28 protein-coding genes, 1 tRNA gene and 1 pseudogene are annotated in these 24656 nt (G+C 68.8%); 19 read left to right on the top strand and 11 right to left on the bottom strand.

Annotated features, from left to right (window positions below; all coding sequences use genetic code 11):
• Positions 1-51: 51 nt before the first annotated feature.
• Both KV097_RS14470 and KV097_RS14465 read right to left on the bottom strand, forming a co-directional pair.
• Positions 52-324, bottom strand: a complete 273-nt coding sequence (locus KV097_RS14470; protein ID WP_220343388.1) for a DUF3618 domain-containing protein — start codon at positions 322-324, stop codon at positions 52-54.
• The gene (locus KV097_RS14465; RefSeq protein WP_220366267.1) at positions 314-724 is read right to left on the bottom strand and encodes a phage holin family protein; all 411 of its coding nucleotides are present in this window, start codon (positions 722-724) and stop codon (positions 314-316) included. The genes KV097_RS14470 and KV097_RS14465 overlap by 11 nt, the downstream gene beginning before the upstream one ends.
• 84 nt (positions 725-808) lie before the next feature.
• Between KV097_RS14465 and KV097_RS14460 the strand changes: the two genes are divergently transcribed.
• Positions 809-1435 (top strand): DUF4203 domain-containing protein, encoded by a 627-nt coding sequence (locus tag KV097_RS14460; protein WP_220366266.1) that lies wholly within the window; start codon positions 809-811, stop codon positions 1433-1435.
• A 32-nt stretch (positions 1436-1467) separates the two neighbouring features.
• Positions 1468-1540: transfer RNA gene (locus KV097_RS14455), tRNA-Thr, on the top strand.
• A 129-nt stretch (positions 1541-1669) separates the two neighbouring features.
• On the opposite strand, the gene KV097_RS14450 is transcribed toward KV097_RS14455, so the two are convergent.
• A complete protein-coding gene (locus KV097_RS14450; protein WP_220366265.1) occupies positions 1670-2299 on the bottom strand; it encodes a hypothetical protein in 630 nt (209 codons plus the stop codon).
• Entirely contained in the window at positions 2296-2832 is a 537-nt protein-coding gene (locus KV097_RS14445) for an RNA polymerase sigma factor (protein ID WP_220346057.1), read from the bottom strand. Before KV097_RS14445 ends, KV097_RS14450 begins: the two co-directional genes overlap by 4 nt.
• Before the next feature lie 280 nt (positions 2833-3112).
• Here KV097_RS14445 and KV097_RS14440 point away from each other — a divergent pair, with 280 nt between their 5' ends.
• The 5 genes from KV097_RS14440 to KV097_RS19400 all read left to right on the top strand — a co-directional run bounded on the left by KV097_RS14440 (position 3113) and on the right by KV097_RS19400 (position 5528).
• Positions 3113-3265, top strand: coding sequence for a hypothetical protein (locus KV097_RS14440; protein WP_220366264.1), 153 nt, complete (start codon positions 3113-3115; stop codon positions 3263-3265).
• Positions 3262-4029 (top strand): polymorphic toxin-type HINT domain-containing protein, encoded by a 768-nt coding sequence (locus KV097_RS14435; RefSeq protein ID WP_220366263.1) that lies wholly within the window; start codon positions 3262-3264, stop codon positions 4027-4029. Before KV097_RS14440 ends, KV097_RS14435 begins: the two co-directional genes overlap by 4 nt.
• Positions 4026-4640, top strand: coding sequence for a hypothetical protein (locus KV097_RS14430; RefSeq protein WP_220366262.1), 615 nt, complete (start codon positions 4026-4028; stop codon positions 4638-4640). The genes KV097_RS14435 and KV097_RS14430 overlap by 4 nt, the downstream gene beginning before the upstream one ends.
• 169 nt (positions 4641-4809) lie before the next feature.
• Positions 4810-5397 carry a colicin D domain-containing protein gene (locus KV097_RS19910; RefSeq protein WP_374106992.1) on the top strand — a complete coding sequence of 196 codons (588 nt, stop codon included), beginning with the start codon at positions 4810-4812 and terminating at the stop codon, positions 5395-5397.
• Positions 5337-5528 carry a hypothetical protein gene (locus tag KV097_RS19400; RefSeq protein ID WP_255559651.1) on the top strand — a complete coding sequence of 64 codons (192 nt, stop codon included), beginning with the start codon at positions 5337-5339 and terminating at the stop codon, positions 5526-5528. The genes KV097_RS19910 and KV097_RS19400 overlap by 61 nt, the downstream gene beginning before the upstream one ends.
• Before the next feature lie 12 nt (positions 5529-5540).
• On the opposite strand, the pseudogene KV097_RS19905 reads toward KV097_RS19400, so the two are convergent.
• A pseudogene (locus KV097_RS19905) lies at positions 5541-5645 on the bottom strand (helix-turn-helix domain-containing protein); the annotation flags it as partial.
• 12 nt (positions 5646-5657) lie between these two features.
• Complete coding sequence (locus KV097_RS14415) at positions 5658-6221, bottom strand: trypsin-like serine protease (RefSeq protein ID WP_220366260.1); 564 nt, start codon at positions 6219-6221, stop codon at positions 5658-5660.
• A 151-nt stretch (positions 6222-6372) separates the two neighbouring features.
• Between KV097_RS14415 and KV097_RS14410 the strand changes: the two genes are divergently transcribed.
• The 5 genes from KV097_RS14410 (at position 6373) to KV097_RS14390 (ending at position 12303) form a co-directional block, all read left to right on the top strand.
• On the top strand, positions 6373-7488 hold the full coding sequence (locus KV097_RS14410; RefSeq protein ID WP_220366259.1) for a YbdK family carboxylate-amine ligase: 1116 nt from the start codon (positions 6373-6375) through the stop codon (positions 7486-7488).
• A 63-nt stretch (positions 7489-7551) separates the two neighbouring features.
• Entirely contained in the window at positions 7552-7950 is a 399-nt protein-coding gene (locus tag KV097_RS14405; protein ID WP_220366258.1) for a hypothetical protein, read from the top strand.
• Between the two features lie 149 nt (positions 7951-8099).
• On the top strand, positions 8100-9410 hold the full coding sequence (locus KV097_RS14400; protein WP_220366257.1) for an exo-beta-N-acetylmuramidase NamZ domain-containing protein: 1311 nt from the start codon (positions 8100-8102) through the stop codon (positions 9408-9410).
• Positions 9411-9427: 17 nt separating this feature from the next.
• Complete coding sequence (locus KV097_RS14395; protein WP_220366256.1) at positions 9428-11215, top strand: serine hydrolase domain-containing protein; 1788 nt, start codon at positions 9428-9430, stop codon at positions 11213-11215.
• A gap of 128 nt (positions 11216-11343) precedes the next feature.
• A complete protein-coding gene (locus KV097_RS14390) occupies positions 11344-12303 on the top strand; it encodes an alkaline phosphatase family protein (protein WP_220366255.1) in 960 nt (319 codons plus the stop codon).
• Here the strand turns inward: KV097_RS14390 and KV097_RS14385 are convergent.
• Complete coding sequence (locus KV097_RS14385; RefSeq protein ID WP_308289439.1) at positions 12287-12976, bottom strand: HD domain-containing protein; 690 nt, start codon at positions 12974-12976, stop codon at positions 12287-12289. The two genes, KV097_RS14390 and KV097_RS14385, sit on opposite strands and share 17 nt — an antisense overlap.
• An 81-nt stretch (positions 12977-13057) precedes the next feature.
• Here KV097_RS14385 and KV097_RS14380 point away from each other — a divergent pair, with 81 nt between their 5' ends.
• From KV097_RS14380 to KV097_RS14355, 6 genes are all read left to right on the top strand, one after another.
• Positions 13058-14389: an FAD-binding oxidoreductase gene (locus KV097_RS14380; RefSeq protein ID WP_220366254.1), complete on the top strand. Its 1332-nt coding sequence runs from the start codon at positions 13058-13060 to the stop codon at positions 14387-14389.
• A 9-nt stretch (positions 14390-14398) separates the two neighbouring features.
• Positions 14399-14587: a hypothetical protein gene (locus tag KV097_RS14375; protein ID WP_220366253.1), complete on the top strand. Its 189-nt coding sequence runs from the start codon at positions 14399-14401 to the stop codon at positions 14585-14587.
• Positions 14563-14934 (top strand): methyltransferase domain-containing protein, encoded by a 372-nt coding sequence (locus KV097_RS14370; protein WP_308289476.1) that lies wholly within the window; start codon positions 14563-14565, stop codon positions 14932-14934. Before KV097_RS14375 ends, KV097_RS14370 begins: the two co-directional genes overlap by 25 nt.
• A 118-nt stretch (positions 14935-15052) precedes the next feature.
• The gene (locus tag KV097_RS14365; protein ID WP_255559649.1) at positions 15053-16432 is read left to right on the top strand and encodes a glutamate decarboxylase; all 1380 of its coding nucleotides are present in this window, start codon (positions 15053-15055) and stop codon (positions 16430-16432) included.
• An 8-nt stretch (positions 16433-16440) separates the two neighbouring features.
• Positions 16441-17895 (top strand): amino acid permease, encoded by a 1455-nt coding sequence (locus KV097_RS14360; protein ID WP_255559648.1) that lies wholly within the window; start codon positions 16441-16443, stop codon positions 17893-17895.
• On the top strand, positions 17888-18271 hold the full coding sequence (locus KV097_RS14355) for a hypothetical protein (protein ID WP_220343421.1): 384 nt from the start codon (positions 17888-17890) through the stop codon (positions 18269-18271). Before KV097_RS14360 ends, KV097_RS14355 begins: the two co-directional genes overlap by 8 nt.
• Here the strand turns inward: KV097_RS14355 and KV097_RS14350 are convergent.
• Positions 18256-19473 (bottom strand): MFS transporter, encoded by a 1218-nt coding sequence (locus KV097_RS14350; protein ID WP_220366251.1) that lies wholly within the window; start codon positions 19471-19473, stop codon positions 18256-18258. The genes KV097_RS14355 and KV097_RS14350 overlap by 16 nt on opposite strands.
• A 65-nt stretch (positions 19474-19538) precedes the next feature.
• Positions 19539-20228, bottom strand: a complete 690-nt coding sequence (locus KV097_RS19815; RefSeq protein ID WP_220346075.1) for a GlxA family transcriptional regulator — start codon at positions 20226-20228, stop codon at positions 19539-19541.
• Here KV097_RS19815 and KV097_RS14340 point away from each other — a divergent pair.
• Positions 20187-20348: a hypothetical protein gene (locus tag KV097_RS14340; protein ID WP_220346076.1), complete on the top strand. Its 162-nt coding sequence runs from the start codon at positions 20187-20189 to the stop codon at positions 20346-20348. The genes KV097_RS19815 and KV097_RS14340 overlap by 42 nt on opposite strands.
• A 36-nt stretch (positions 20349-20384) precedes the next feature.
• Here KV097_RS14340 and KV097_RS14335 read toward each other — a convergent pair whose 3' ends face one another.
• Together KV097_RS14335 and KV097_RS14330 are read right to left on the bottom strand one after the other, a co-directional pair.
• A complete protein-coding gene (locus KV097_RS14335; protein ID WP_220343425.1) occupies positions 20385-21092 on the bottom strand; it encodes a sortase domain-bontaining protein in 708 nt (235 codons plus the stop codon).
• A gap of 36 nt (positions 21093-21128) precedes the next feature.
• Entirely contained in the window at positions 21129-24584 is a 3456-nt protein-coding gene (locus tag KV097_RS14330; protein ID WP_220366250.1) for a bifunctional proline dehydrogenase/L-glutamate gamma-semialdehyde dehydrogenase, read from the bottom strand.
• Between the last annotated feature and the right edge of the window lie 72 nt (positions 24585-24656).

The following is a 24656-nucleotide window of genomic DNA, read 5'->3' as shown; positions in this document are numbered from 1 at the left end:
TATGCGCCAGGAACGTGACTTTGGACACCCGACCAGGAGGACTCCTCAGATTCAGCTCCGGCGCTTCCTCCACACCCGCGCCACGATCAGCAGCAGCACGCCGCCGACGATGATCGCCGGGAGCTGCGGGTTGTCGCGCGCATTCTGCTTGACGTACTCGAGCCGTTGCTCCGCCTCGGACTTCACCTCGGACTTGACCTCGTCGACGCGGGCCTTGGCCTGCTTCTTGACGTCCAGGCGGTCGGTCAGCTGCTCAACCGTACGGCCGAGGTCTTCGCGGGTCTCTTCGATCTCGCGCTGGATGTCGTTGGGATCAGTGCTCACGGTTGCGCGCCTCCTTCACCTCGGCGATGTCGGCCTTGACGTTCTCCACGGCATGCTCGGGAACTGGTGATCCCACCTGCTGCAGCTTCTTCTTGCCCAGCAGCGCGAGCACGGCCGCGATGATGAAGAGCACGACGGCGACGATCAGTGCGGCGAGCCACAGGTCCATCACCAGGGCCAGGGCCGCGATGATGGCGGTGAAGAGGGCGGCGAGGCCGTACAGCGCGAGAAGCCCGGCGGCGCCAAAACCTCCGAGCCCTACGCCGGCCTTCGTGCCCTTGTCCTTGAGCTCGGCCTGCGCGAGGCGCATCTCGTCACGCACGAGGCGAGAGGTCTGCTCGGACAGGTCGCGGACGAGATCGGCGATCGACTCGTCGGCCCGCGAATCAGGTTGTGTCATTTGGGGTGCTCCCCTCTGTCGGTCATGCCACACAGGTGCCCTTCCGCGGGGCGTACATGCGCCCGGCGTCCTAGGCTCGCGGGCATGGATGCTGGAGTGAACGAGTCGGTGCTCGCGTTGATCCTGATCGGCCTCGGGGCGATCCTGGTCTTCTGGGGAGGCACCGCGCTGCGAGCACTGATTGCCCTGGCGGGCGCGTTCATCGGCTTCTTCCTCGGCGCGGAGATCGTGCAGGAGCGAGTCGGGGGCGAGCTGCTCGGCACCCCCGGCGGGTGGATCGCCGCGGTCGTCGGCGCGCTGGTGCTCGGCATCCTCGCGTACGTCTGGTACTGGCTCGGCGTGGTGATCTGGGTCGGCGCGATGGGGTACGTGCTCGGCGTCTCGGTCGCCGCCGTGTTCGGCGCGGACGACAGCTGGGTCCTCACCACGGTGGGTCTGGTCGTCGCCGCGGTGCTCGTCGTGATCGCGATCGCCATGTCACTCCCATCCCTGCTGCTCGTGATCGCGAGCGCCTGGTCGGGCGCCATCCTGGTGGTGATCGGCGTGATGCTGCTGGTCGGTGAGATCAGCGAGCGCCAGATCAACCGGGCGTTCACTGCCGTCGAGCCGGCATGGCCCTGGTACGCCGCAGCCATCGCGCTGTTCGTCGTGGGTCTCCTGGCCCAGCTGGGGATGACCTCGCGGCGTCGGTCGGAGAGCGTCGACAGTTAGGATGGGCGCGGCTCCGGAGGTCGCGGGGCCCTGCCGGTGTAGCTCAGTTGGTAGAGCGCCTCACTTGTAATGAGGATGTCGCGGGTTCGACTCCTGTCACCGGCTCTGGGTGTTCTGCAGGTCAGGCAGGGTTGGACCACGATGCGGACATCATCCGTAGAGTGAGGGTCCCCTTCAGTTTCGGCATCGGACCACCGTATTGCAGTCGTTCTCAACTCGTCGCGAGTCCGCTCGTCAACTTCCAGTGCCGGACACCGCGGTGCAGGGTCGTACCGGTCCGGCGGTCACGTCGAAGTCGGACCTGCTGCTGAATCCCCCTTCGGTGATGCCGTCCTCGGTCGGCAGAGAGGCGGGCGGCGGTACGTCCTCACCCGAGACAGACATGACGAAGATCTCGCCGTCGCGCACGGTGCCGGGTGGGAGAGTCACGCGCAGCCCGTCCGAACCGATCGAGATCGACATTCCGGAGAGCCGTCGGTCTACTGGTGCGTACCGCCCTGGCGCGCACACCTGCTTGCCGGGCAGGTATGTGATGTCTGCTGTCACCTTGTGCTTCGCCAGCTCACGCTCGAGTCCGTTGGCGTTCTCGAGTCGTCGGACTTCCACGGTGATCGTGCCGGAGTTTCCTTCCTGCACGGAATACGCCGCCGTGGTGCCGAGCCCGGGGACCACCACGACCATCGTGGCGGCGGCGATTGCGGCGGCCGCTCCGAGCATCAGCCGCGGCCGCCGTGAGCGTGAGAGCCAGGCCTGCGGTTCGGGGGCGGTGCCGGGGCGGCTGGCCAGGATCGCGTCCAGCGTCGATGCCGACCACTCGGCGTCAAGGGGGCGGACCTCAGGGCGGAGTCGTTCGAGCGTGTTCATGAGAGCTCCTGCGCAGGAATGTGCTGGGGGTCCGAGTCGGTCGATCCGGATGTGCGCGGTGGTTCGAGGGCGGCACGAGCCCGGCTGAGTCGCCGACGAAACGCCGCGGGCTTGATGCCCAGGACCGTTGCTGCCTGATCGTTCGTGAGCCCGTCCCAGCTGACGAGGAGCAGCGCCTCGCGGTGTTGGTCGTCGAGCCTGGCGAGTCGTTCGAGTGCCTCACGTCGTGTGATCGCCGCCTCGGCAGTAGCGGTCGCGTGAGACGCGACCCCGTCAAGAAGTGCGATCCGCTCCGTCAGGGCCCGGCTGCGGCGGGTGGCGCGAGCCCGGTTCTGGATCACCTTGCGCGCCGTCACCAGGAGCCACGCGATCGGCGGAGCGGAGATGTCGTCCCAGCGGCGCCACGCGATCATGAAGGTCTCTGCCACGACGTCATGGGCAGCCTCGACTCCGACATGGCGGCGAGCAAAGGCGAGCACATGAGGCGCCTCCGCGTGCCACATCTCCGTGAACCGCTCCTGGGGATCGTTCATACCTTGAAGTGTCCGGGGCCCGACCTTTGTGACGCCACGTTGAAACAAACGCCGCGCGAACCCCGCTGCACGGCAGAGGCCGTCCCCCCGGATCCGGGGGGACGGCCTCCCTGTCAGTACCCAGCGCCGCTCCGTGGCGGTGCGTCTCGTCCAACGGGTCGACGTCGCCGGTCGGCTTCACGTCGCCCCGCCATGCGCCGGTCTCGGCGCCGCGGGACTCGATGAGTCAGGCTGCGGTGCATGCGACGATGACGCTCCCGCACATCTCGAAGGGGCGCCCGTGTCACGAGGACGTGTTGTTGTTCCGGCGGTTGCTCTCGCGGTCGCGATGTCCGGCTGCGGCGGTGACCCGTACGTCGCCGTCGAAGAAGGATTCAGAGACTGGCTCCTCGCCGTGGACCAGCGCGACGAGGCCGCGCGTGAGAGCACGTGACGGACGAGTACCGTCGCGCGCTGTCAGCCGTATCGACATCGAATGCTCAGGAAACCGAGTGCCGTTCGCGCAGGTCGATCGAAGACATCAAGGTCGGCGACCGCGTCATGGCATCCGATCCGCAAACCGACGAGCAGGCCGCACGCCGGGTCGAGGCCGTCCACGTCCACAAGGACATCGTCACCGACATCAAGGTCGACGGAGAGGTCATCACCACGACCGAGGACCATCCCTTCTGGTCGGTCGACAGCCAGACCTTCGAACGTGCCGACGAGTTGAGCCTGGGCGAGCGGGTGCTGAGTGCCGATGGGAAGCAGCGAGTCGTCGGCGGCGTGGTGGGTGCGCGGGCAGGACGCCAGGCGCTGGCCTACAACTTGTCGATTCAGGGCATCCACACCTACCATGTCGGTGCGCTCGACGTGTTGGTGCACAACATGTGCGCGACCGGTGTTGCCGCAAAGTACGGTGACGACGCCATCGAGGGCATCGGTGACGCCCGCACCTACATCGACCTGACCAAGCCCAGTTCCATTCGAAATGTTGGAACGAATGCGTCGCACACCGAATTCGCCGACAACCTGACCGGCGCGGGCTGGGCTTCGCGGACATCAAAGGACGGGGCGGTCCAGATCTTCCAGCGAGACGGGGCCAAGTACGTCCTCAGGAGTAAGAACTCCAGCGGCTATGCCGGATGGACCGCCGACTTCACGCCGGCCGGATTGACGCGGCATACGTTAGAGATCCGATTGAGGTACACCCCGTGACCGATCCGCTCCTTTACCCTGTCAGCGGCGACTCTTTCGCACAGATTCTCGGTGACGTCGCGCAACTCCTTGAGCCCGAACGCCGACTCCCGGATTGGCCCTTTAAGGTTCCGGTCGGCAATGCCGACGTGTGCCAGTTCAGTCTCGCGATCGAGGGGCCATTCGGCTCGGTTCTGCAGCACCTCGTCGATGCCCACGGGGACGCCCGCGTAAGTTTTGCAGTCCTCGATCCGACACCGGATTACTACCGCGAGAGCTACGGTTCGTACCCCGGCTTCACCTTGTCTGGGCCGACAATTGCACGCACCTATTGGGACGCAGTTGCCCACGAGCCTGGGGACGATCCCACTGGCTCGGCTGCCTACACGGCCAACGTTGTGGGCATCGTGGGCAGTTCTGGGGAGTGGGCCGTCTGGGCCGAGCGATCTTGGGACATCGCCATTGTTCTGACGCAGCGGTCAGGGGGCACATGGTTGTCGGCAGGCGTGGACTTCGTGTCGGTTGAAACGGCCCTCGCTGACTTCACCGAGCCAGACTTCAAGGTTCCGCTGTCGGACCGTGAACGCACCAGCTTCGTCGCCAACATGCGAACGCGAGGTGTGCTGACGTGATCCGCCGCCTTGCCTTCGGAGTTCTTTCGGCTGTCATCGCGCTGTTGATGGGCACCTCGTCAACGTCAGCAGCCACCCAAAGTGTGCGCAGTGCTCTGACTTACACCTACGACACACCCAGCACGACGCTGCTGAGTCAACCTGCACGACCAACGAGCGCGGCCCGCCGGTGACGTGCGATCCCGACACCACCTACAACGCCGACGGTCAGGGGTCGAGCGGCGCTTTGGCACGCCCAAGTGGATCCACACCCCTCGCGTGGACGACCGACGCTGCTCCCGCGACGCGGGTATTGGGCTCTGACGCTACGACTACGACGGGTTGGCAAGTTGTGGTCGGCGACGGGGTTCTCTCGTCGATTCAGCGTTGGCGTGTTGCCGCAAACGGCGCAGGTGATGTCAGCACGGTCCTGCTCCGCAGTCCGACCCAACTCCAGAAGAAGTTCAATCACGCTGGGGTTTTCGGCGTCACCGGCAACTACAGCAAGGGCAACGCCGCCAAGTTCAGTTCCGCGATGCACGAACACATGAACGCCGGTGGTACGCAGAGCATCGTGGGCACCTACCGCAACGCGCCAGCGACGCACTACTTGGATCCGGCATCAGCCCTCAACGTCGTGTCAGATCTGGGTGGCAACTTCGTCACCGCGTACCGCCTCGGGTACCCAAGATTTCGATCGAGCTGTCAGCCGACGAGGTGCTGGTTCTCTTCGAATGGCTGCATCGCATCAGCGAGACTTCGCAGGTCACCTTCGTAGATCAGGCCGAGCAGCGGGCGGCCTGGGACCTCGAGGCCGCATTGGAGTCGGCAAACCCGACGCTTTTCGCGGGCGACTATCTCCAACGGTTGAAGGCCGCTCGCGACCGCATCAGAGACCCCGATGAATGACCTGACGGTGACGTTGAAGGTCTCGGCGACGCGGATGACGGCTTCGAGACCGAGGGCGACCTTGGAGTTCTCGTAGCGGGAGACCTGACGGGCGTCGGAGCCGACCTTCTCGGCGAGTGCGGCCTGGGATCAGCAAGCCTTGATGGCGTTCAGTTGGCCGGTGGCCACCATGCGGCGGTCGTCGTACAGGTAGCGGTGGCCTCCGGGCCCGTTGGTCACCTCGTACGCGCCGTACCCCACGGACGTGAACCGCTGCTTCCGAGGGAGGTCAGAGAGTGAGCCGGCCTCGGGCAGCTGAGCGGGAGTGATTCCCTCGACGGGCTCGTCGAAGACGACGACGGCGATGTCGTGCGCGTCGCTCTGGTTGCCCGGGTAGAGCGGGTCGGCGTGGAACGTTCCGTCATAGATGGGGTCGCCGCGCTCGTAGTCGCTGTCGAACGTCACGGCGACCCGCTCGCCCTCGGCGCCGCAGTGTGCGGCGGTGAGGAAGACGGTCGGCGAGATCAGTGTGCCGGAGCAATAGGTCCAGGTGCCGTCGGAGTACTGGGTCGGGGAGACGAGCCCGCCGACCGCTGGATGCCCTTCGCCGTCGAGGGTGCCGTTGATGATCGCCGTCGCCGGTGATCCGACGACCACCGCCGAGCCCATGCCGAAGGTGAGGAGGAGAAGAAGAGCGAGCAGGCGACGGTGCATTTCGACTCCTGGGGCCAGCGGGATGGACTTCCACCTTCACGCCGGGTGCGGGACGCGTCAAGAGAAGGGAGAGCCGATCGTCGGCGGTTGCGGGCGGCTGACGGGGGTACCTCTCATCAGGAAGTCCGTACGCATCAGGGGGAGGCCCTCAGTGGCTCGTCGTTCGCCAGAGATCAGCGACCTCGACTGGCACCCAGGGGGCGACTTCACCCTGGGTGGTGAGGACGAGCTGTTCCTCGTCGACCAGCGAGGGTTGATGCTCGGCCCGGCGGCGGAGTCGGTGATGTCCACCCTCTCCGCACGCGGACCTCACGGCACCCTCAAGGGCGAGATCTTCGTCGACGAGATCGAGCTCGAGACACCTATCTGCTCGGATGCCGAGGGAGTGCACCGGTCGCTTCAACGGCTGCGAAGCTCACTGGTCGCCGAGGGCGTGCGACCGATGGCAGTCGGCCTCCACCCGAGCGCCGGCTTCGGCGCGGCGGACCTTGCGGCGTCTCCTCGGTACGACCGGATCGGCGGCGAGTTCGCCGGCCTGCTGCGCACGCCGACCGCGGCCTTCCAGGTGCACGTCGGCGTGCCGGACCCGGCCACCGCCCTGAAGGTCTACCGCGGGCTGCGCAACCGCCTGTCCGTCTTCCGCGCGCTCGCCGCAGGATCGCCGTACTGGCACGCCCGCGACTCCGGACTCGCCTGCGTCCGTCCAGCCATCCTCAGGTCGTACCCCCGGACGACCATGCCGCCCGCGCTCCCCACCTGGGAGGAGTACGTCGAGGCGATCGAGCTCGCCGTGTGGGCGCACGAGGTGCCCGACTACAGCTATGTGTGCTGGGAGCTCCGGCCCCAACCGCGACTCGGGACGATCGAGGTGCGGGTCATGGACGCGCAGTCGTCACTCGCCCGCGCCGCCGGACTGACCGCCCTGGTGCAGGGGCTGGCACGCCATGCCGTGGAGTCGCCTGATCTTCAGGACCTGCCGGACGAGGTCGTCATCGCCAACGACCTCCGCGCGTGCCGCTACGGGCTCGAAGCGTCGGTCGTCGATGCGGACGGGTCACGACGACCCATGCGTGAAATTGCGGCACGTGCGCTCGACGACGCACGCAAGCAGCTGACACCTGACGGATCGGGCGGACTCCTCGACGCGGTGCAGGCGATCCTCGTCGAGCCCCCTGAGTACGTCCGCCAGCGGGCCTTGTACGAGCGAGACGGGATGCCGGCCCTGCTGGCCGACCTCGCCGCGCGCACAGCAGATCTCGACGGCTGAAATACGACGGTTCGGCTGTGATCCGTGCGACCATGACGCTCCCGCAGATCTGGAAGGGTCGCCGTGGCGCGAGTCGATGTTGTTCCCGTGGTCGCTCTTGCGGTCCTGATGTCCGGCTGCGGCGGTGACCCTTACGTCGCTGTCGAAGCGGGATTCAGAGACTGGCTCGTCGCCGTTCACCAGCGCGACGAAGCCGCCTGCGGCCACATGACGGACGATTACCGCCGCGAGCTGGCAGCCGCGTCGACGTCGAAACCTCAGGCAGCCGACTGTGGTCGCGCATTGACAGCGTTGGCTTCGAACGCGGCGACGGCACTGCCGCCTGCTGAGGCCGAGGTGGACATCCCTGTGTGGGATCCGTCCGGCGAGGCGCTCGTGCAGGCGAAGAACGGGTCACGAGTCCTCGGGTTTTGGATGCAGGAGCAGGACGGCCGTTGGTTGGTGTCGGGATCGACGCAGTGAGTCGGTGCATGTTCGCCGCCCGAACGCTGACCTCTTGACCCGATAACGACGCGCCCACTACGTTCGCGCCAGTTGATGAAAATCCTGTTCTGCTCTCGCTCTTCCTGATGGAAACCGTTTTCTCACCACCCACAAGCAGGGGAGAAACCATGCGACGTAGGGATGTTCTCGCAGGCATGCTGGGGGTGGCCAGCGTGCCGGTCCTCGGCGGTGCGGCCAACGCAGCAGCGAGTGCGACCGTCGCTGCCAAACCGGTGGGTCACGGGAGGGGCCGGCAGGTTCGTACCGGCTTCGAGACCCTGGCTGCCGCCGGCTTCCGTGAGCTGCGCGGGCAGCGGGTCGGGGTGATCTCCAACCCGACGGGCGTCCTGCGCGACCTGACGCACGAGGTCGACGTGCTCGCGGACAGCCCCCAGGTCGACATCGTCGCCGTCTTCGGTCCCGAGCACGGCTTCCGCGGCGTCTCGCAGGCCGGCCAGGGCGAGGACTTCTTCATCGACGCCAAGACCGGCCTGCCGGTCTACAACGCCTACAACGACGCCGCCCGGATGTCCGACCAGTTCGCGGCAGCCGGCATCGACACCGTCGTCTTCGACATCCAGGACGTCGGGGCCCGCTTCTACACCTACATCTGGACGATGTACCTCGCCATGGAGGCGGCCGCCGAGCTCGACCTTCGGTTCGTCGTCCTCGACCGCCCCAACCCGATCACCGGCCTGCAGGCCGAGGGGCCGGTGCTCCACCCGGAGCATTCGACCTTCGTCGGGCTCAAGCCGATCAGCCAGCAGCACGGCATGACCGTCGGCGAGCTCGCGCAGTACTTCAACGGGGAGTTCCTCCCGCCCGCGATCGGCAAGCAGGTCGACCTGACCGTCGTTCCGATGAAGAACTGGTCCCGCGACATGTGGTACGAGGAGACCGGCCTGCCGTGGGTGCTGCCGTCGCCCAACATGCCGACGGTGGACACGGCGGTCGTCTACCCCGGTACGGCGCTGTTCGAGGCCACCGCGCTGTCGGAGGGCCGCGGCACGACTCGCCCGTTCGAGCTGATCGGCGCACCCGGCATCGACCACCGCTGGGCGGAGGCGCTCAACGCCCGCGAGCTGCCCGGTGTGCGCTTCCGCGAGGCGTACTTCACGCCGACCATCTCCAAGCAGGCCAACAAGGTCTGCGGCGGTGTCCAGGTGTACGTCGAGGACCGTGACACCTTCGACCCGATCACCACGGGTCTGGCGATGATCGTCACCCAGCGCCAGGAGTTTCCCGAGTACCGATGGAGGAGCCAGGACGTCACCTCGTTCTGGCTCGACAAGCTCACCGGATCCGACCGCGCGCGCCTCGTCATCGACGCCGGTGGGGACGTCGACGAGATCGTCGCCGGTTGGCAGGACGAGCTCGCCGAGTTCCGGCGGACGCGCAAGAAGTACCTCATCTACCACCAGGTGCGGGGTCGTCGGTAGCAGGACGGAGGGGAGCGATGCGTCGTACACGTCGGACCAGCTGGGGTGTGGCACTCGCGGTGGCGGTCGTCGTCGGATCCTTCGCCGCGCCGGCAGGAGCGGTCGATCCGCCAGGGCACGAGACCGGGCCGCCGACCGTGACCGGTGAGGACGTCCGGTTCTCGCCTCCTCGGACCCTCCGTACGGGCTCGCCCGAGAAGGCGGGGCTCCTCCCCGAGCACATCGAGCGGATCATGCCCGACCTGGTCGCATACCTCGGCACCACGCCCGAGAACCCGAACTTCCCCATGTACGCCGGTGCCGTGGCGCTCGTCGCGAAGGACGGTGTCGTCGTCGAGCACGGCGCGGTGGGCGACGCGGTGCGCTACGCGAGCGCCGACGGCACCGAGCTGCCCGAGGCTCAGCAGATCGCGATGAGCGAGGACACCATCTTCGACCTCGCCTCCATCACCAAGCTCTTCACCGTCGTCGTGACGCTGCAGCTGGTGGACCAGGGCGTCGTCGGTCTCGACACCCCGGTGGCCGACTACATCCCCGAGTTCGCGCAGAACGGCAAGGGCACGATCACCGTCAGACACCTGTTGACCCACACGTCGGGCCTGCGGAGCTGGGTCAACCTCTACTCGGCGTACCCGACGCCGGAGGCGCGGATCGCGGCTGTCTACGCGCAGACCCTCGTGACCCCGCCGGGCACGGCGTACGTCTACTCCGACCTGGGTCTCATCACGCTGGGCACGCTCGCCGAACGCGTCACCGGCCAGACGCTCGACCAGCTCGTCGCCGAGCGCATCACCGAGCCGTTGGGCATGACCGACACCATGTTCAACCCGCCGGAGTCGCTGCGCCCGCGCATCGCGGCCACCGAGGACATGTCGTCGATCGGGCGCGGCATGGTCCACGGAGTGGTGCACGACGAGAACGCGTGGTCGCTGGGCGGCGTCGCGGGCCACGCCGGGCTCTTCTCCACCGCCGGCGACCTCGCCGTCTTCGGCCAGATGCTGCTGAACGGCGGCCGGTACGGCAAGCATCGGATCCTCTCCGAGGACATCATGCGGGAGGCGATCACCGACCAGAACGTCGGCATCCCGCCCGCGGTCACATCTCGCCGCGGTCTCGGGTTCGAGCTCAACCAGTCCTTCTACATGGCCTCGCTCGACTCACCGGTGACGTTCGGGCACACCGGGTTCACCGGCACCTCGCTGGTCCTCGACCCGGTGTCGCGGTCGCTCGTCGTCCTGCTCACCAACCGCGTCCACCCCAACCGCGCGTGGGGCTCGAACAACGGCGCGCGACAGTCCGTCGCCCGCAACGTCGGCCGCGCCATCCCCGTACGGCCGGCCGTCGGTCGTACGGCGTGGTTCGCCGGGCGACCGAGCACCACGACGCACACGCTGACCGCACCCTTGTCGCGTCCGGCAAAGGACTGGGCACGGCTGACGTTCCGGCTCTGGTACGACACCGAGGCCGGCTACGACGTGGGTCGGGTCGAGGCGTCCACCGACGGCGGTGCGACCTGGCAGCTGCTGCCGCTCGACCTCAGGGCGGGGAAGAACCGGTGGTCCACCGACGGCACCTTCTCCGGATTCGAAGGACGCCAGTGGCTGAAGGCGGACGCCGCCCTGCCCGCGGGAGCGACCCACGTCCGCTGGAGCTACACCGGCCTGCGCGCGACCCCGTCGCGCGGGCGCGGCGTGTACGTCGACGGTGTGATGGCCCGGGATCTCGGTGGAGCGCTGTTCAACGGCCAACGGCGGTCCGACGCTGCCCGCTTCGTCGCGGACGGCTGGGTGGAGTCGAGGAACTGACCTAGGCTCGGTGGAAAGCAACTCGATCGACGACTGAGGTGCTGATGATGCTTCGGCGTGCCGCTGTCAGCTCGGGAATCGGGCTGATCCTCGTTGGACTGCTCGTAGCTCCGACAGCCCAGACCGACATGGCTGGTTCGACCGCGCGACCCACGGTCACGCCGGCTGCCGGCAGGTCAGCCGACGACCCGGTGAACCGTGTCGTCGCGATCTCGATGGACGGCCTGAATCCCAGGGCGATCCGTGTGCTGGGCCGGTCCCGCACTCCGAACTTCCACCGGATGATGCGGCAAGGAGCGTCCACCTTGAACGCCCGTACCGCGCGCGAGCTGACCCTGACGCTGCCGAACCACACAGGCATGCTGACCGGTCGGCGGATCGACGCGCGCCGCGGCGGGCACGGCGTGTCGTTCAACACCGACACCGGCACGACCGTGCACCGTGCCGCGGGCCGGTATGTCTCCAGCGTGTTCGACGTCGTGCACGACCACGGCCGTTCGACGGCGCTCTTCTCCACGAAGACGAAGTTCGCGCTCTTCCAGCGCAGCTGGAAGCCCAAGATCGACCGTTTCACCGTCGACACCGACAATGCCCGACTCGTGAGGAAGGTGACCGCCTCGCTGCGGCGGTCGCCTCGGACGTTCACCTTCGTCCACCTGTCGCTGCCCGACCAGGCGGGCCACGCCCACGGATTCATGAGTGCGGCCTACCTGCGGGCGGTCCGCCGATCCGACCGGCTGCTCGGACGGATCCTGTCCACCGTCCGTTCCCGGCCGGCGCTGCGCAAGCACACCCTCGTCGCCCTCACCGCCGACCACGGCGGCTCCGGTGCCACGCACGCCGACGCTCGTAGGGCGGCCAACTACCGGGTGCCGTTCCTGGTGTGGGGTCCGGGCGTCGCCGCCGGGCGGAACCTGTACGGCCTCAGCCGTGGCTACCGAGGCCCCGGCTCGGCTCGCACGACCTACCGCGGGCGTCAGCCGATCCGCAACGGCGACCTCGCCAACCTGGTGACCGACGTCCTCGATCTGCCTCGAGTCCCCGGGTCGACGTTCAACCGCAGTCGCCGCCTCAACGCGTTCCGCTGACGTCGGAGTCCTCGCCCCCGGACCCCGGCTCGCGGATCCACCCGCGGCGCAGGCCCTCGTCCACCAGCATGCCCGTCGCATCACCGAGCGCCGTGGACCCCGCGACGACGCCGGCGGCACGGGCACGGATCTTGTCGAGGGTCGCACCCGGCAGCCGCCACGTCCCGCCCTCGTTGAACCAGTTGAGCACCATCGGCTCCAGCCGGTCGATCGCCTTCGCGAAGCGCGCCTCCGGTGTCGCGCCGGCCTCGAACTCGTCCCACAGCGCCCGGATGTCCTGTGCTTGGTCGGCGGGCAGCAGCGGGAACAGCCGGTCAGCCGCCGATTCCTCACGCTCCCGCTGATCGAGGCGCGAGGCTGCGTCGAAGACGGGGCTGTCTCCGGCGTAGATCTCGACCAGGTCGTGGATGATGACGAGCTTCAGGGTGTGACCGACGTCGATCGGCTCGCTCGCGTGCTCCGCGAGCAGCATGACCATCAGCGCGAGGTGCCACGAGTGCTCGGCGTCGTTCTCCCGTCGATCAGCTGCCGCCAACGGTGAGGCACGCACGATCGTCTTGAGCTTGTCGGCCTCGGCGATGAAGGCCAGCTGCGCGGAGAGGCGGTCGTCGATCCCGTCCGGGAACGGGTTGCCCGTGATGATGAGGTCGTCGTCGTCCACGTTGTGGTCCACCACTCGACACTCTCACGCGATGAGTTGCGCCGTCGTCGTCGGTCAGTGCTCTCAGAACGGCCGAATGCGAGGAGCGAACCGATGGCGACCATCCGGAGACAGTCGACCCCGATCTCTGACACCGAGGTCCTGCGACCAGGCGACGACGGGTATGACGGTGCGCGTCAGGTCTGGAACGCGATGGTGGACCACCGGCCCGCGATGATCGTGCCCTGCCGTACGCCCGACGACGTCGCCGCGGCCATCGAGCACGCCCGTCAGGAGGGCCTGGAGATCGGTGTCCGGTGCGGTGGCCACAGCGTGATCGGGCACGCGGTGCCCGACGGGGGACTGATGATTGACCTGACGCCGATGGGCGCTGTCCGTGTGGATCCGGACCGCCGACGAGCGTGGGTGCAGGGCGGCGCGCTGCTCGGCGCGCTCGACGCGGCCACCCAGCCGTACGGGCTCGCGACCACCGCCGGCAACGTCAGCCACACCGGCGTCGGCGGACTGACGCTGGGTGGCGGCATGGGGTGGCTCGCCCGTCAGTACGGTCTGGCCTGCGACAACGTCGTGTCGTTCGAGCTGGTCACGGCCGGCGGTGACATCGTCCGGGCGTCGGCCGAGGAGGAGCCGGAGCTGTTCTGGGGGCTTCGCGGTGGTGGTGGCAACTTCGGTGTCGTGACGGAGTTCGAGTTCGAGCTGCATGAGACAGGGACCCGGGCGCTCACCGTGGAGCTCGACTTCCCCGCTTCGGGTGCGGCACCCGCCGTCGCGCGGTGGCGCGACCTGAGCGCGACCGCGCCGCGGCAGGCGACGTACACGGCCGACATCGCAGGTGGTGTCGTGACGCTCGGCTTCGTCTGGATCGGTGACCCCGAGGAGGGGCGAGCGCACGCACGCGTCCTCGATGCGCTCGACACGCCCCTCGAGCGACGTGTCGACGAGCTGTCCTACATCGACCTTCAGCGCATCGGCGACTCCGTCGAAGGCCACTCGTTGCGGCGCTACTGGAAGGGGCACTACTTCCGTGAGCTCACCGATGCCGCGATCGAGGTCCTGGTCGCGCAAGACCCCGCCGTCGCGGCGAGTCTCCAAGCCTACGGTGGCGCGATCGCGGACGTGGCCGACGACGCGACCGCCTACAGCCAGCGCGGTACGGCGTTCGAGTACGTCGCCGCGGTCCGGTGGACCGATCCCACCGAGGACGAGGCGCGGATGCAGTCCGCGCGCGACGCGGGTGCGCGCCTGGAGCACTTCGCCAGCGGGGTCTACGTCAACGTGCTCAGCGACGACGGAGCCGCCGGCGTACGACGGGCGTACCCACCCGCGAAGCTCGCCCGGCTCACTGCCCTCAAGGACGCCTTCGACCCCGACAACGTCTTCCACCTCAACCAGAACATCCCGCCCTCCGGGAGCGCGGCGACCTAGGATCCCAAGGTGGCCGAACCCGACTTCCTCACCCGCACGCGGACCTCGTACGACGCGCTCGCCGACGAGTATGCGACGTGGGTCCGCGAGCTGGCGACCAGTCCGTGGGACGACGCCGTGCTCGGCGTGTTCGCCCGACACGTCGCGGGGCGCGGGCGTGTGCTCGACGCGGGCTGCGCTTCGAGGTCGGGTCGCTGACGGACCTGCGCTTCGACGACGAGTCGTACGTCGGTGTGGTCGCCTGGTACTCGCTGATCCATGTCCCGCCTGAGGCGCTGCCCGGTGCTGTCGCGGAGCTCGTTCGAGTGCTCGAGCCCGGCGGCTGGCTGCTCGCTGCGTTCCAGACCGATGCCGAGACCTTCCGTCCGAACCAGCTCAGGGACATCGCGGTGTCGCTGGAGTTCCACCGGCCAGACCCGGCCGCATTCGGCAAGCTGCTGGACAGCCACGGTCTCGACGTTGATGCGACCACGGTCCGTGCCGCCGATGTCGAGGCAGGCGAGCGCACTCGCCAGGCGTACGTGCTGGCTCGCCGACGCGCCTGACTTCCAGGCTGCACTGTGCGAAGGGCTGTGTTAGGACCGTAGAGCGACCGCTTCGACGAAGTGCCTCCCCCGGGTCCGGTTTCGTTGCGCTGAGTTCAGCGCGCAGTCTGGAGGAATGATGGCAGAACCAGAGGTGGGAACCCGCGAGGTCAACCCGTTGTTCGCACGTCCGGGGGAGCAGACGACCTACTCCCGCACGGCGCTGCAGGACGACCCGATGCTTCCGGAGACGGCTTATCAGATCGTGCACGACGAGGTCATGCTCGACGGCAACGCACGACTCAACCTGGCGACGTTCGTGGGCACCTGGATGGGCCCGTACGCCGAGAAGCTGTACTCGGAGACGTTCGACAAGAACATGATCGACAAGGACGAGTACCCGGCGACCGCGGCGATCGAGGAACGCTGCTGGCGGATGGTCGCCGACCTGTGGAACGCGCCTGACCCCGCCAACTCGATCGGCACCTCCACGATCGGCTCGTCCGAGGCCTGCATGCTCGCCGGTCTGGCGTTCAAGCGGCGCTGGCAGAACGCTCGCAAGGCCGCGGGCAAGCCGGCTGCTACGCCGAATCTCGTGATGAGCTCGGCGGTCCAGGTGGTGTGGGAGAAGTTCTGCAACTACTGGGACGTCGAGGCGCGCTACGTCCCGATCTCCGAGGAGCACAAGACCCTCGACGGACACGACCTCGACAAGTACGTCGACGAGAACACGATCGGCGTGGTCGTCATCATGGGTGTCACGTACACGGGCATGTACGAGCCGGTGACGAAGGTCGCGGCGGCGCTCGACGAGATCCAGAAGAGCACCGGTCTCGACGTCCCTATCCACGTGGACGGCGCCTCCGGCGGGATGATCGCCCCGTTCCTGCAGGAGGATCTCCAGTGGGACTTCCGCGTCGACCGGGTGCACTCGATCAACACCTCGGGTCACAAGTACGGTCTCGTCTACCCGGGGCTCGGCTGGGTCGTCTGGCGCTCGCGCGACCTCCTGCCCGACGACTTGATCTTCTACGTGAGCTATCTCGGCGGCGATATGCCGACGTTCGCGCTGAACTTCTCACGTCCGGGTGCGCAGGTCCTCCTGCAGTACTTCAACTTCCTGCGCCTGGGCCGCAACGGCTACACGGCCGTGCAGCAAGCCTCGCAGGACACCGCGAAGCACCTCGCCGAGGGGATCGCGCAGCACGGCGCGTTCGAGCTGTGGAACGACGGCAGCGACATCCCCGTCTTCGCGTGGCGGCTCAGGGAGGGCCACACCGACAACTGGACGCTGTACGACCTGTCGGACCGCTTGCGCACGTACGGGTGGCAGGTGCCGGCGTACCCGATGCCCGACAACCTGTCCGACCTCACCGTCCAGCGCATCGTCGTCCGCAACGGGCTGAGCATCGACCTGGCAGACAAGCTGCTCGGTGACATCGCCTCGGCCACCAAGGACCTCGACAGCCTGCCCGCCCCGATCCCCCACGCTGTGTCGAAGCAGCAGTTCCACCACTGAGGGGCATGATGAGCGACACGCGAAGCACGCCCGGGCAGAGGGCCGCCAAGGTCTACCTCTCGATGTTCCAGGTCTCGATCTTGACGGTCGTCGCCGTCGCCAGCCTGCGCAGCCTGCCGGCGATGTCGGGGTACGGGCTGGGAAGCATCACGCTCTACCTGATCCCTGCGCTGCTGTTCCTGGTGCCGACCGCGCTGGTGGCGGCAGAGCTGGCCACCGGGTGGCGCGGCGGGGTCTACGCATGGGTGCGCGAGGCGTTCGGCAACAGGTGGGGCTTCCAGGCGATCTGGCTCCAGTGGGTCCAGAACGTCGTCTGGTACCCCGTCCAGCTCGCTTTCATCGCCGCCAGCATCGCGTTCGTGTTCGGAGACAACGACCTGGCCAACTCCGGCATCTACACGGCGATCGTCATCGTCGTCTTCTACTGGATCTGCACCCTGCTGAACCTTCGTGGAGGCGGGCTCTTCGCGAAGGTCGGCTCATGGGGTGGACTCATCGGCACCCTGATCCCCGGGGTCATCCTCATCGTGCTCGGGGCGGTGTGGCTGATCGCCGGCAACAAGAGCCAGGTCCCGATGGAGACGAGCGACGTCATCCCGCCGTTCACCGGTCTCGCGAGCATCGTGCTGATCGTCAGCAACTTCCTCGCCTACGCGGGCATGGAGGTCAACGCCGTCCATGCGAACGACATGAAGCGACCGGGCAAGGAGTATCCGCGGTCGATCTTCATCGCGGCCGGTCTGATCCTTCTCGTCTTCATCCTGCCGACCCTCGCCATCGCTTTCGTCGTCCCGAAGAGCCAGCTCGGGCTGACAACCGGGATCAACATCGCGTTCCAGGCGTACTTCGACCACTGGAGCATCGGCTGGGCGACCGCGATCATCTCCGCGGCGATCGCACTGGGTGCGCTCGCATCGGTCGTCACGTGGATCGCCGGTCCGAGCAAAGGGCTGCTCGCAGCCGGTCGGACGGGCTTGCTGCCACCGTGGCTCCAGAAGGAGAACAAGGCCGGCGTGCAGATCGGGATCCTCATCTCACAGGGCGTGATCGTGACGATCCTCGCCGGGCTGTTCGTGGTGATCCCCAACGTCAGCGCGGCGTTCTTCACGCTGGTCGACATGGCAGCGGCGCTCTACTTGATCATGTACATGCTGATGTTCGCCTCCGCGATCACGCTGCGGAAGAAGGCACCGAACGTCAAGCGCGACTACCGGGTGCCGCTCATGCCGCTGGTCGCGGGGGTCGGGTTCTTCGCGTCTTTGGCGGCATTCCTGCTGGGATTCATCCCGCCGTCCGGCCTGGCGGGGATCCCGTCCAGCGCATACCCGTGGGTGATGGGCGCCGTGATCATCGTCCTGGGCGTCCCGCCGCTGCTCTTCTACGCGTTCCGAAAACCTGCCTGGGATCAGCGCGACGAGCATGAGAAGGGGCAGGCCACGGCGGGAGGGGACAGCCATGCGTGATCTGCTGAGGAGAGGCGCGCTGCTGGTCGCCGTCGTGGGACTGGCCGCGGGGTGCGGGTCGACGAACGAGGACACGGCGGACGGGTTGGCCTCTGACTTCACCAAGGCTGCCGTCGACTCGGGGGTGGCGCCGGAGATGACGCCCGAGCTGGCCAAGTCGCTCTACGGCGACGATGGCGGTGCGGTCTGCGCGGCGCTGGACGACCAGCCGGACGACGTCGCGCTGCCGTGGGCGTGGACGCGGACGCACCGGATGCCGAGCGAGCACGTGAAGGAGCTCGTGGACTATGACCGCGTCGTCGTGGACGTCTACTGCCCCGACAAGGAGGCGACGTTCAATGCCCTCCTTGACGACCTCAACTACGACCCTGACTGAGGGCGGCGACGTCCGTCGAGCACGCCTGCAAGCGCCAGCAGGGTGATGCCCGCGAGCGGGACGACGAGCAGACCGACACGCAGGCTGGTGGCGTCGGCGATGAGACCGACGAGCGGCGGCGACACCAGGAAGCCGATCCGCATCAACCACGTCAGCAGCGTGAGACCGGTGCCGGGCTTGAACCCCGGCAGCTCGTCGGCACCGTGCATCGCCGCCGGGAACACGGTGGCGACACCGAAGCCGGCCGCTGCGAAGCCTGCGATGGTCCCCGGCACGGTGGGGAGCGCCAGAGCAGCGCCCATGCCCACGGTGGTGATGAGGCCTCCGACCCGCACGACGGCACGCTGCCCGAACCTGTCGACGAGACGGTCGCCGAGCACACGGCCGACGAACTGTGCGCCGACCAGCGCGACGTACCCGAACGCCGCGATCGACCCGGGGGCTCCGAGCGAGTCGCTCAGGTAGACCGCGGCCCACGTGCTGCCCGCGTCCTCGACGAGGGCGTCCGCGACGCCGAGGAGGACGAGCGCGCCGAGCACCAAGAGCGTGCGGGGAGTGGGGCCGCCCCCGCGGGAGAGGCGTCGCGCCGCGGAGGCGGCGCCCGCCTCGGTGGGCTCGAGAGGGTCCGCCTCCGGGCCGCGGAGGAGGAAGGGGAACGCCGCGACCGCGACGAGGGCGAACAGCGCGGAGGACAGCCCGAGGTGCACCGCGCGCGAGAGGCCCAGCGCGACCGCCCCGGCACCCATGAGGCCGCCGAGCACCGCGCCCGCGGACCACACCGCGTGGAAGGAGTTCAGGATCGAGCGGCCGTAACGCCGTTGCACCCGCAGCCCGTGCGCGTTCTGCGCCACGTCGGTGATGGCATCCATCGCCCCGAGGAGGAACAGCGCTGTCGCGAACGACGCGAGGGTGGGGGCGAGACCGATCCCGAACGCGCCGATCCCGGTGAGGATGGTGCCGACGACGGCGACCCGGGACGACCGGAAGCGGCGGATCAGCACGCCGGCCGCCAGGCCCGCCACCAGCGAGCCCACGGGCAGGGCGGCGATCGCGAAGCCGTACGAGGCGTTCGTGAGCTCGAGGTCGTCTTTGACGCCGGGATAGCGCGGGAGCACGTTCGCGAAGATCGCCCCGTTCGTGAGGAACAGCACGGCCACGGCGGTGCGGGCGCGACGCAGGGTCGGGTCGAGGGTCGCGGTCACCGGACGACGATAGGTCATGCGTCCGTCGGGGTCGCCCGCATTCCGTACGCTTTGCCGCCGTGCGCTCAGGCATGCGCCCGTGCGTGCGCACGGCGGTAGGCCGACGGCGTCGTCCCGTAGTGGCGTACGAACGACTGCCGCAGCATCTCCGCCGAGCCGAAGCCGCACCGTCGGGCGACGACCGAGAGCGGCTCGGACGTCTCTTCGAGCAGGTGCGATGCGGCCTCCAGCCGCACCGTACGGACATAGCGTGCGGGTGTCGTCCCCAGCTCCGAGGCGAACACCCGAGCGAGGTGTCGCACGCTCACGCCCGCCACGTCGGCGAGCGCCGTGCTGTCGGCTGGAGCGGCCGGATCGGTAGTCACGTACGCGGTGACACGGCGGAGGACCGGACTGTCGGGTGCCGGCGCAGAGGTGTGGATGCTCATCTGCGCCTGGCTACCGGGACGCTGCAGATACGTGACCAGGTAGCGCGCGACCTGCCGAGCGAGCTCAGCGCCGTGGTCCTCCTCGATGAACGCCAGCGTCAGGTCGGGTGCGCTGGTGACTCCGGCAGCGGTGGCGATGGATCCGTCGCGGATGAAGATGGGCTCCGCATCGACGACGACGGACGGATGGTGCCGCGCCAGTCGTGCGGCGAACTGCCAGTGGGTCGTCCGTACCTCACCGCGGTGTTCCTCGTCGCTGGGCTCGTCGGCGCGTACGCCAGCCCGGTGCTCGCCGGCACCGTCGCCGGGGTCGGGCTGATCGGGCACGCCGCCTGGGACGCCGTCCACTGGCACGAGGATGCCGTCGTCAGCAGGCCCTTCGCGGAGTGGTGCGGGACGCTCGACCTGGTGCTCGGGGTCGGCGTGCTGGTGATCGTGCTGCGCTGAGGACGGAGCCCGCCGCTTGATGCCGCGCCGGTGAGCTCAGGAGGCCGAGGTGCGGACGAGCACGCCGATCTTGTCGATGCGGTGCTCGGGGTTGTCGAAGGCGTCGGACCAGTAGTTGCCCTGCGCGTGGTCCTCTGGCGTCGCGCAGGTCGACAGCGTGATGAAAGCACGGCGCGGCTCACGACCGGGTTGCCCGGGGACGGCTGCCCGCTGCTCGGCGAGGGAGCGGGCGGAGCGGAAGGACGTCGAGCGGGTGCGGACGATCTCGTACGTCCATCGGGTCCCGCCGGCGGTCACGTGCACCCGGTCACCGCGATCCAGGTCCGGAAGGTCGAGGAAGGCGCGCGTCGACGACAACCGGTGCGCGGTGACCTGGTAGTTGCCCACACCGCCGGGGCCGGCGCCGCCGCGAGGCCCGTGCGGACTCGCCGCGCGACCGCGGTTCTGGATGCGGGTCCCGGCGGCGTCGTCGGTCCGACCCCGGTACGCGACGACACGGAGACCGTCGACGCCGATCGCGGGTATCGAGAGGACGGCGTCGCGGGGAGGGTTCGCAGGCGTCGCAGGTCTGGCCTCGACGGGCTCGGTCGGCGCTACGGGCGGCGTCGCAGGCGACGTTGCTCGCTCGGTCGTCGAAGAGGGGGCACTCTGTGGTGGCGACGGCGTGCGCGTCTCCTGGGAGACACCGCACCCGGTGACGACCAGGCCGGCGCCTCCTGCGAGCAGGACGACGAGTCGACGCATCTCTCGACGGTACCCGCGCACTGGGGCGCGGGCGCCCTACACCGTCGGCAGCACCTGCTCCGTCAGTCCGTCGAGCGTGCCGAACCGGTGGGCGGTCATGCTCACGGCCTGCTCGTGCAGGAACGGCAGCAGCTCGACCCGCCCCGCCTCGGTCACCGCGTGCCCGTAGACGGCGAGGTCCGGTCGACCGCCCGTCGCCCGCGCCAGGGCTGCCGCGTCGCCACCGACGAGCCGGACCCGCCCGGACGGGAGCTCGGCGGCACGCGCGAACCACGCGTCCTCCGGCTCCACGACGACCGAGGCTCGTGCACGTCCGAACGCGGCGCGTACGGCGTCCGGCAGCGGCACAGCGGAGCTGGCCGAGATGGTCGACCCGGTCAGGGCGCCCGCGGCGACGACACGGATCAGCTCGACCAACGGCCGCGACCCGTCGTAGCGCACGGTGACGGGCACGGGCAGGTGGCGCAGGACGTTGCGCTCGAACGGGATGCCGGTGACATCGGTCGGGCTCCCGAGCTCGGTACGCCACGCGGCTGCGTCGCTGCGCAGCGCACGCTCGAGCGTGCGGAGGTCGTGCACAGCGGCACCCGCGGCGCCGGCCGACTCGAGGAACGGCCGCTGCACGTCGAGCACGGGGTCGGTCGCCGTGGCCTCGGCCGGCTCCCAGTCGACGAGCCCGTGGAGGTAGCTCGGGCCGCCGGCCTTCGTCCCGGCACCGACCGCCGAGCGCTTCCAGCCGCCGAACGGCTGTCGCCGTACGATCGCGCCGGTGATGCCGCGGTTGACGTAGAGGTTTCCGGCCTGCACACCGTCGACCCAGGTGGCGATCTCGTGCGGGTCGAGCGAGTGGATGCCCGCGGTGAGGCCGTACGAGGGGGCGTTCTGCAGAGCGATCGCCTCCTCGAGCGTCGCAGCCGTCATGATGCCGAGGACCGGCCCGAAGAACTCGACCAGATGGGTCTGTGAGCCCGGCGCGACGCCGACCTTCACTCCCGGCGACCAGAGCCGGCCACCGCCGTCGGGCTGGTCGGCGTCGAGCTGATGGGGCTCGACGAGCCACGACTCACCGGTCTCGAGCGAGGTGAGCGCGTCACGAAGCTTGCCGTGGACCGGCTCGATCACCGGGCCGACCTGGCTGGTGGCGTCGGTGGGGTAGCCGACCTTGAGGGAGCGGACGGTGTCGGCGAGCTGGTCGCGGAACCGGCGTGAGGTGGCGATCGGACCGACCAGGATGGCCAGCGAGGCCGCTGAGCACTTCTGTCCGGCGTGCCCGAACGCCGAGGCGACCAGGTCCTTGACCGCGAGGTCGAGGTCGGCGCTCGGGGTGACGATGATCGCGTTCTTGCCGCTCGTCTCGGCGAGCAGCGGCAGGTCGGGCCGGAACGTCCGGAACAGCTCGGCCGTCTCGTACGCACCGGTGAGGATGAGCCGGTCCACCCGCGGGTCCGAGACGAGGCGCCGCCCCAGGTCGGACTCCTCGACGTGGGCGAGGTGGAGGACGTCACGGGGGACCCCGGCGGCCCACAGCGCCTCGACGACCAGTGACCCGCACCGCTGGGCCTGGGGTGCCGGCTTCACGACCACCGACGAGCCCGACGCGAGAGCCGCGAGCATCGACCCCGCGGGGATGGCGACGGGGAAGTTCCACGGGGGCGTGACGACGGTGAGGCGCACAGGCACCGGCCGGGCACCATCGGTACGGTCGAGCATCGCGGCCGACTCGGCATAGAACCGGGCGAAGTCGATCGCCTCCGACACCTCCGGGTCTGCCTGGTCGATCGTCTTGCCGCACTCGGCCGCCATCACCTCGACGAGGTCGGCGCGACGGCGCTCGAGCTCGGCAGCGGCCTGCCGCAGCACCTCCGCACGTCCGTCGCCGCCGAGCGAGGACCACGCCGGCTGCGCGCCGACGGCCGCGGCGACGATGCTCTCCAGCGCCTCCGGCGACGTCACCGTGTGGTCGCGGACGAGGTCCTCGCCGCGGGTGGTCGTGGTGGCACGGTCGAGGATGTCGCGTGCCCACTTGCGGTTGCCAGGGAGCGCAGGGTCGGTGTCAGGGGTGTTCTCGAAGCCGGCGGGCGGTACGGGGACGCTGTCGGTACGGCGGTCCTGACGGCGGTTCGGCTCCGGGACCGTCGCGTCGAGCGCCCGGAGCGAGGCGAGGAACCGCGCCCGCTCACGCGCGAAGAGCCGTTCGTCGCTGTCCAGGTCGAACACCGCGGACATGAAGTTCTCCTGGCTCGCGCCCTCCTCGAGGCGCCGCACCAGGTACGCGATCGCCGTGTCGAACTCTGAGGCGCGTACCACCGGCGTGTAGAGGAGCAGGTCACCGACGGTACGGCGGACGGCCTCGGCCTGGCCCTGGGCCATGCCGAGCAGCATCTCGAAGTCGACGCCGTCACGGACGCCGCGACGACCGGCGAGCAGCCACGCGAACGCGATGTCGAACAGGTTGTGCCCGGCCACACCGAGCCGGACGTTCGCGATGCGGTCGGGGTGGAGGGCGTAGTCGAGGATCCGCTTGTAGTGCGTGTCGGTCTCCTGCTTGGAGCCCCAGGTCGCGAGCGGCCAGTCGCGTACGGACGCCTCGACGGTCTCCATCGGGAGGTTCGCTCCCTTGACGAGCCTGACCTTGATGCCCGCACCACCGCGCGCTCGCCGAGCCGCGGCCCAGTCCTGGAGGTGCGCCATGGTCGCGAGCGTGTCGGGCAGGTAGGCCTGGAGCACGATCCCGCCCTCGAGGTCCAGCAGCTCGGGCTCGTCGAGGAGGCGGGTGAAGACGGCGACCGTCAGGTCGAGGTCACGGTACTCCTCCATGTCGAGGTTGATGAACTTCTGCGGGGACGCCGCGGCGGCACGCCGGTAGAGGGGACGGAGCTGTTCGACGACGTGGTCGACCGTCTCGTCGAACGCGAACGGGGAGTGCGGCGCCACCGTCGAGGAGACCTTGATCGACACGTAGTCGACGTCGTCGCGGGCCAGGAGACGGTGCGTCCCGTCCAGTCGACGGGCTGCCTCGCGCTCGCCGAGGACCGCCTCGCCGAGGAGGTTCACGTTGAGCCGCACTCCACGGCTGCGGATCCGGGAGATGGCCGGGCCGAGCCGGCGGTCGGAGGCGTCGACGACGAGATGGCCGACCATCGCGCGCAGGACGCGGCGGACGACCGGGATCACCAGCCCGGGGGCGACCCGCGCCGCGACGGCACCCGCCTTGACCGCTGTGCGCAGGTGCAGGGGAAGGAAGCGCGGCAGGTCGCCCGCGAGGTCGGCGAAGGCCTGCGCGGCCACGCGAGGGTCTTCGGGCCGGATCACGCCGTCGACGAAGCCGACGGCGAACGGCAGGCCCTTGGGGTCCTTCAGCACGGCCGCGAGCTGCTCGGCGGACCGGTCGGCCGGGATGTCCCTCGCGGTGTCCAGCCACTGCCGTACGAGCGACTCGACCTCGTCGGAGAGGTCGGTGGCGAGAGCGTCAGTCTCAGTGGTCGAGGTCATGAGGTTTCGCCGTCCCAGGGTCGTCGAGCGTGTCGTGTTCAGTGTGCGCTCGGGGTGTCGTTAGGTAAAGTA

Source organism: Mumia sp. zg.B17 (genome assembly GCF_019550915.1).
GTDB lineage: Bacteria > Actinomycetota > Actinomycetes > Propionibacteriales > Nocardioidaceae > Mumia.
The sequence above is the reverse complement of the archived record's forward strand: the minus strand, read 5'-3'. Positions and strand labels throughout refer to the sequence as shown.

Coding starts and splice junctions, on each gene's coding strand:
- KV097_RS14465 (WP_220366267.1), bottom strand. CDS start 724: ATGACACAACCTGATTCGCGGGCCGACGAGTCGATCGCCGATCTCGTC.
- KV097_RS14460 (WP_220366266.1), top strand. CDS start 809: ATGGATGCTGGAGTGAACGAGTCGGTGCTCGCGTTGATCCTGATCGGC.
- KV097_RS14450 (WP_220366265.1), bottom strand. CDS start 2,299: ATGAACACGCTCGAACGACTCCGCCCTGAGGTCCGCCCCCTTGACGCC.
- KV097_RS14445 (WP_220346057.1), bottom strand. CDS start 2,832: ATGAACGATCCCCAGGAGCGGTTCACGGAGATGTGGCACGCGGAGGCG.
- KV097_RS14415 (WP_220366260.1), bottom strand. CDS start 6,221: ATGCACCGTCGCCTGCTCGCTCTTCTTCTCCTCCTCACCTTCGGCATG.
- KV097_RS14400 (WP_220366257.1), top strand. CDS start 8,100: ATGCGACGTAGGGATGTTCTCGCAGGCATGCTGGGGGTGGCCAGCGTG.
- KV097_RS14395 (WP_220366256.1), top strand. CDS start 9,428: ATGCGTCGTACACGTCGGACCAGCTGGGGTGTGGCACTCGCGGTGGCG.
- KV097_RS14390 (WP_220366255.1), top strand. CDS start 11,344: ATGGCTGGTTCGACCGCGCGACCCACGGTCACGCCGGCTGCCGGCAGG.
- KV097_RS14380 (WP_220366254.1), top strand. CDS start 13,058: ATGGCGACCATCCGGAGACAGTCGACCCCGATCTCTGACACCGAGGTC.
- KV097_RS14365 (WP_255559649.1), top strand. CDS start 15,053: ATGGCAGAACCAGAGGTGGGAACCCGCGAGGTCAACCCGTTGTTCGCA.
- KV097_RS14360 (WP_255559648.1), top strand. CDS start 16,441: ATGAGCGACACGCGAAGCACGCCCGGGCAGAGGGCCGCCAAGGTCTAC.
- KV097_RS14355 (WP_220343421.1), top strand. CDS start 17,888: ATGCGTGATCTGCTGAGGAGAGGCGCGCTGCTGGTCGCCGTCGTGGGA.
- KV097_RS14335 (WP_220343425.1), bottom strand. CDS start 21,092: ATGCGTCGACTCGTCGTCCTGCTCGCAGGAGGCGCCGGCCTGGTCGTC.
- KV097_RS14330 (WP_220366250.1), bottom strand. CDS start 24,584: ATGACCTCGACCACTGAGACTGACGCTCTCGCCACCGACCTCTCCGAC.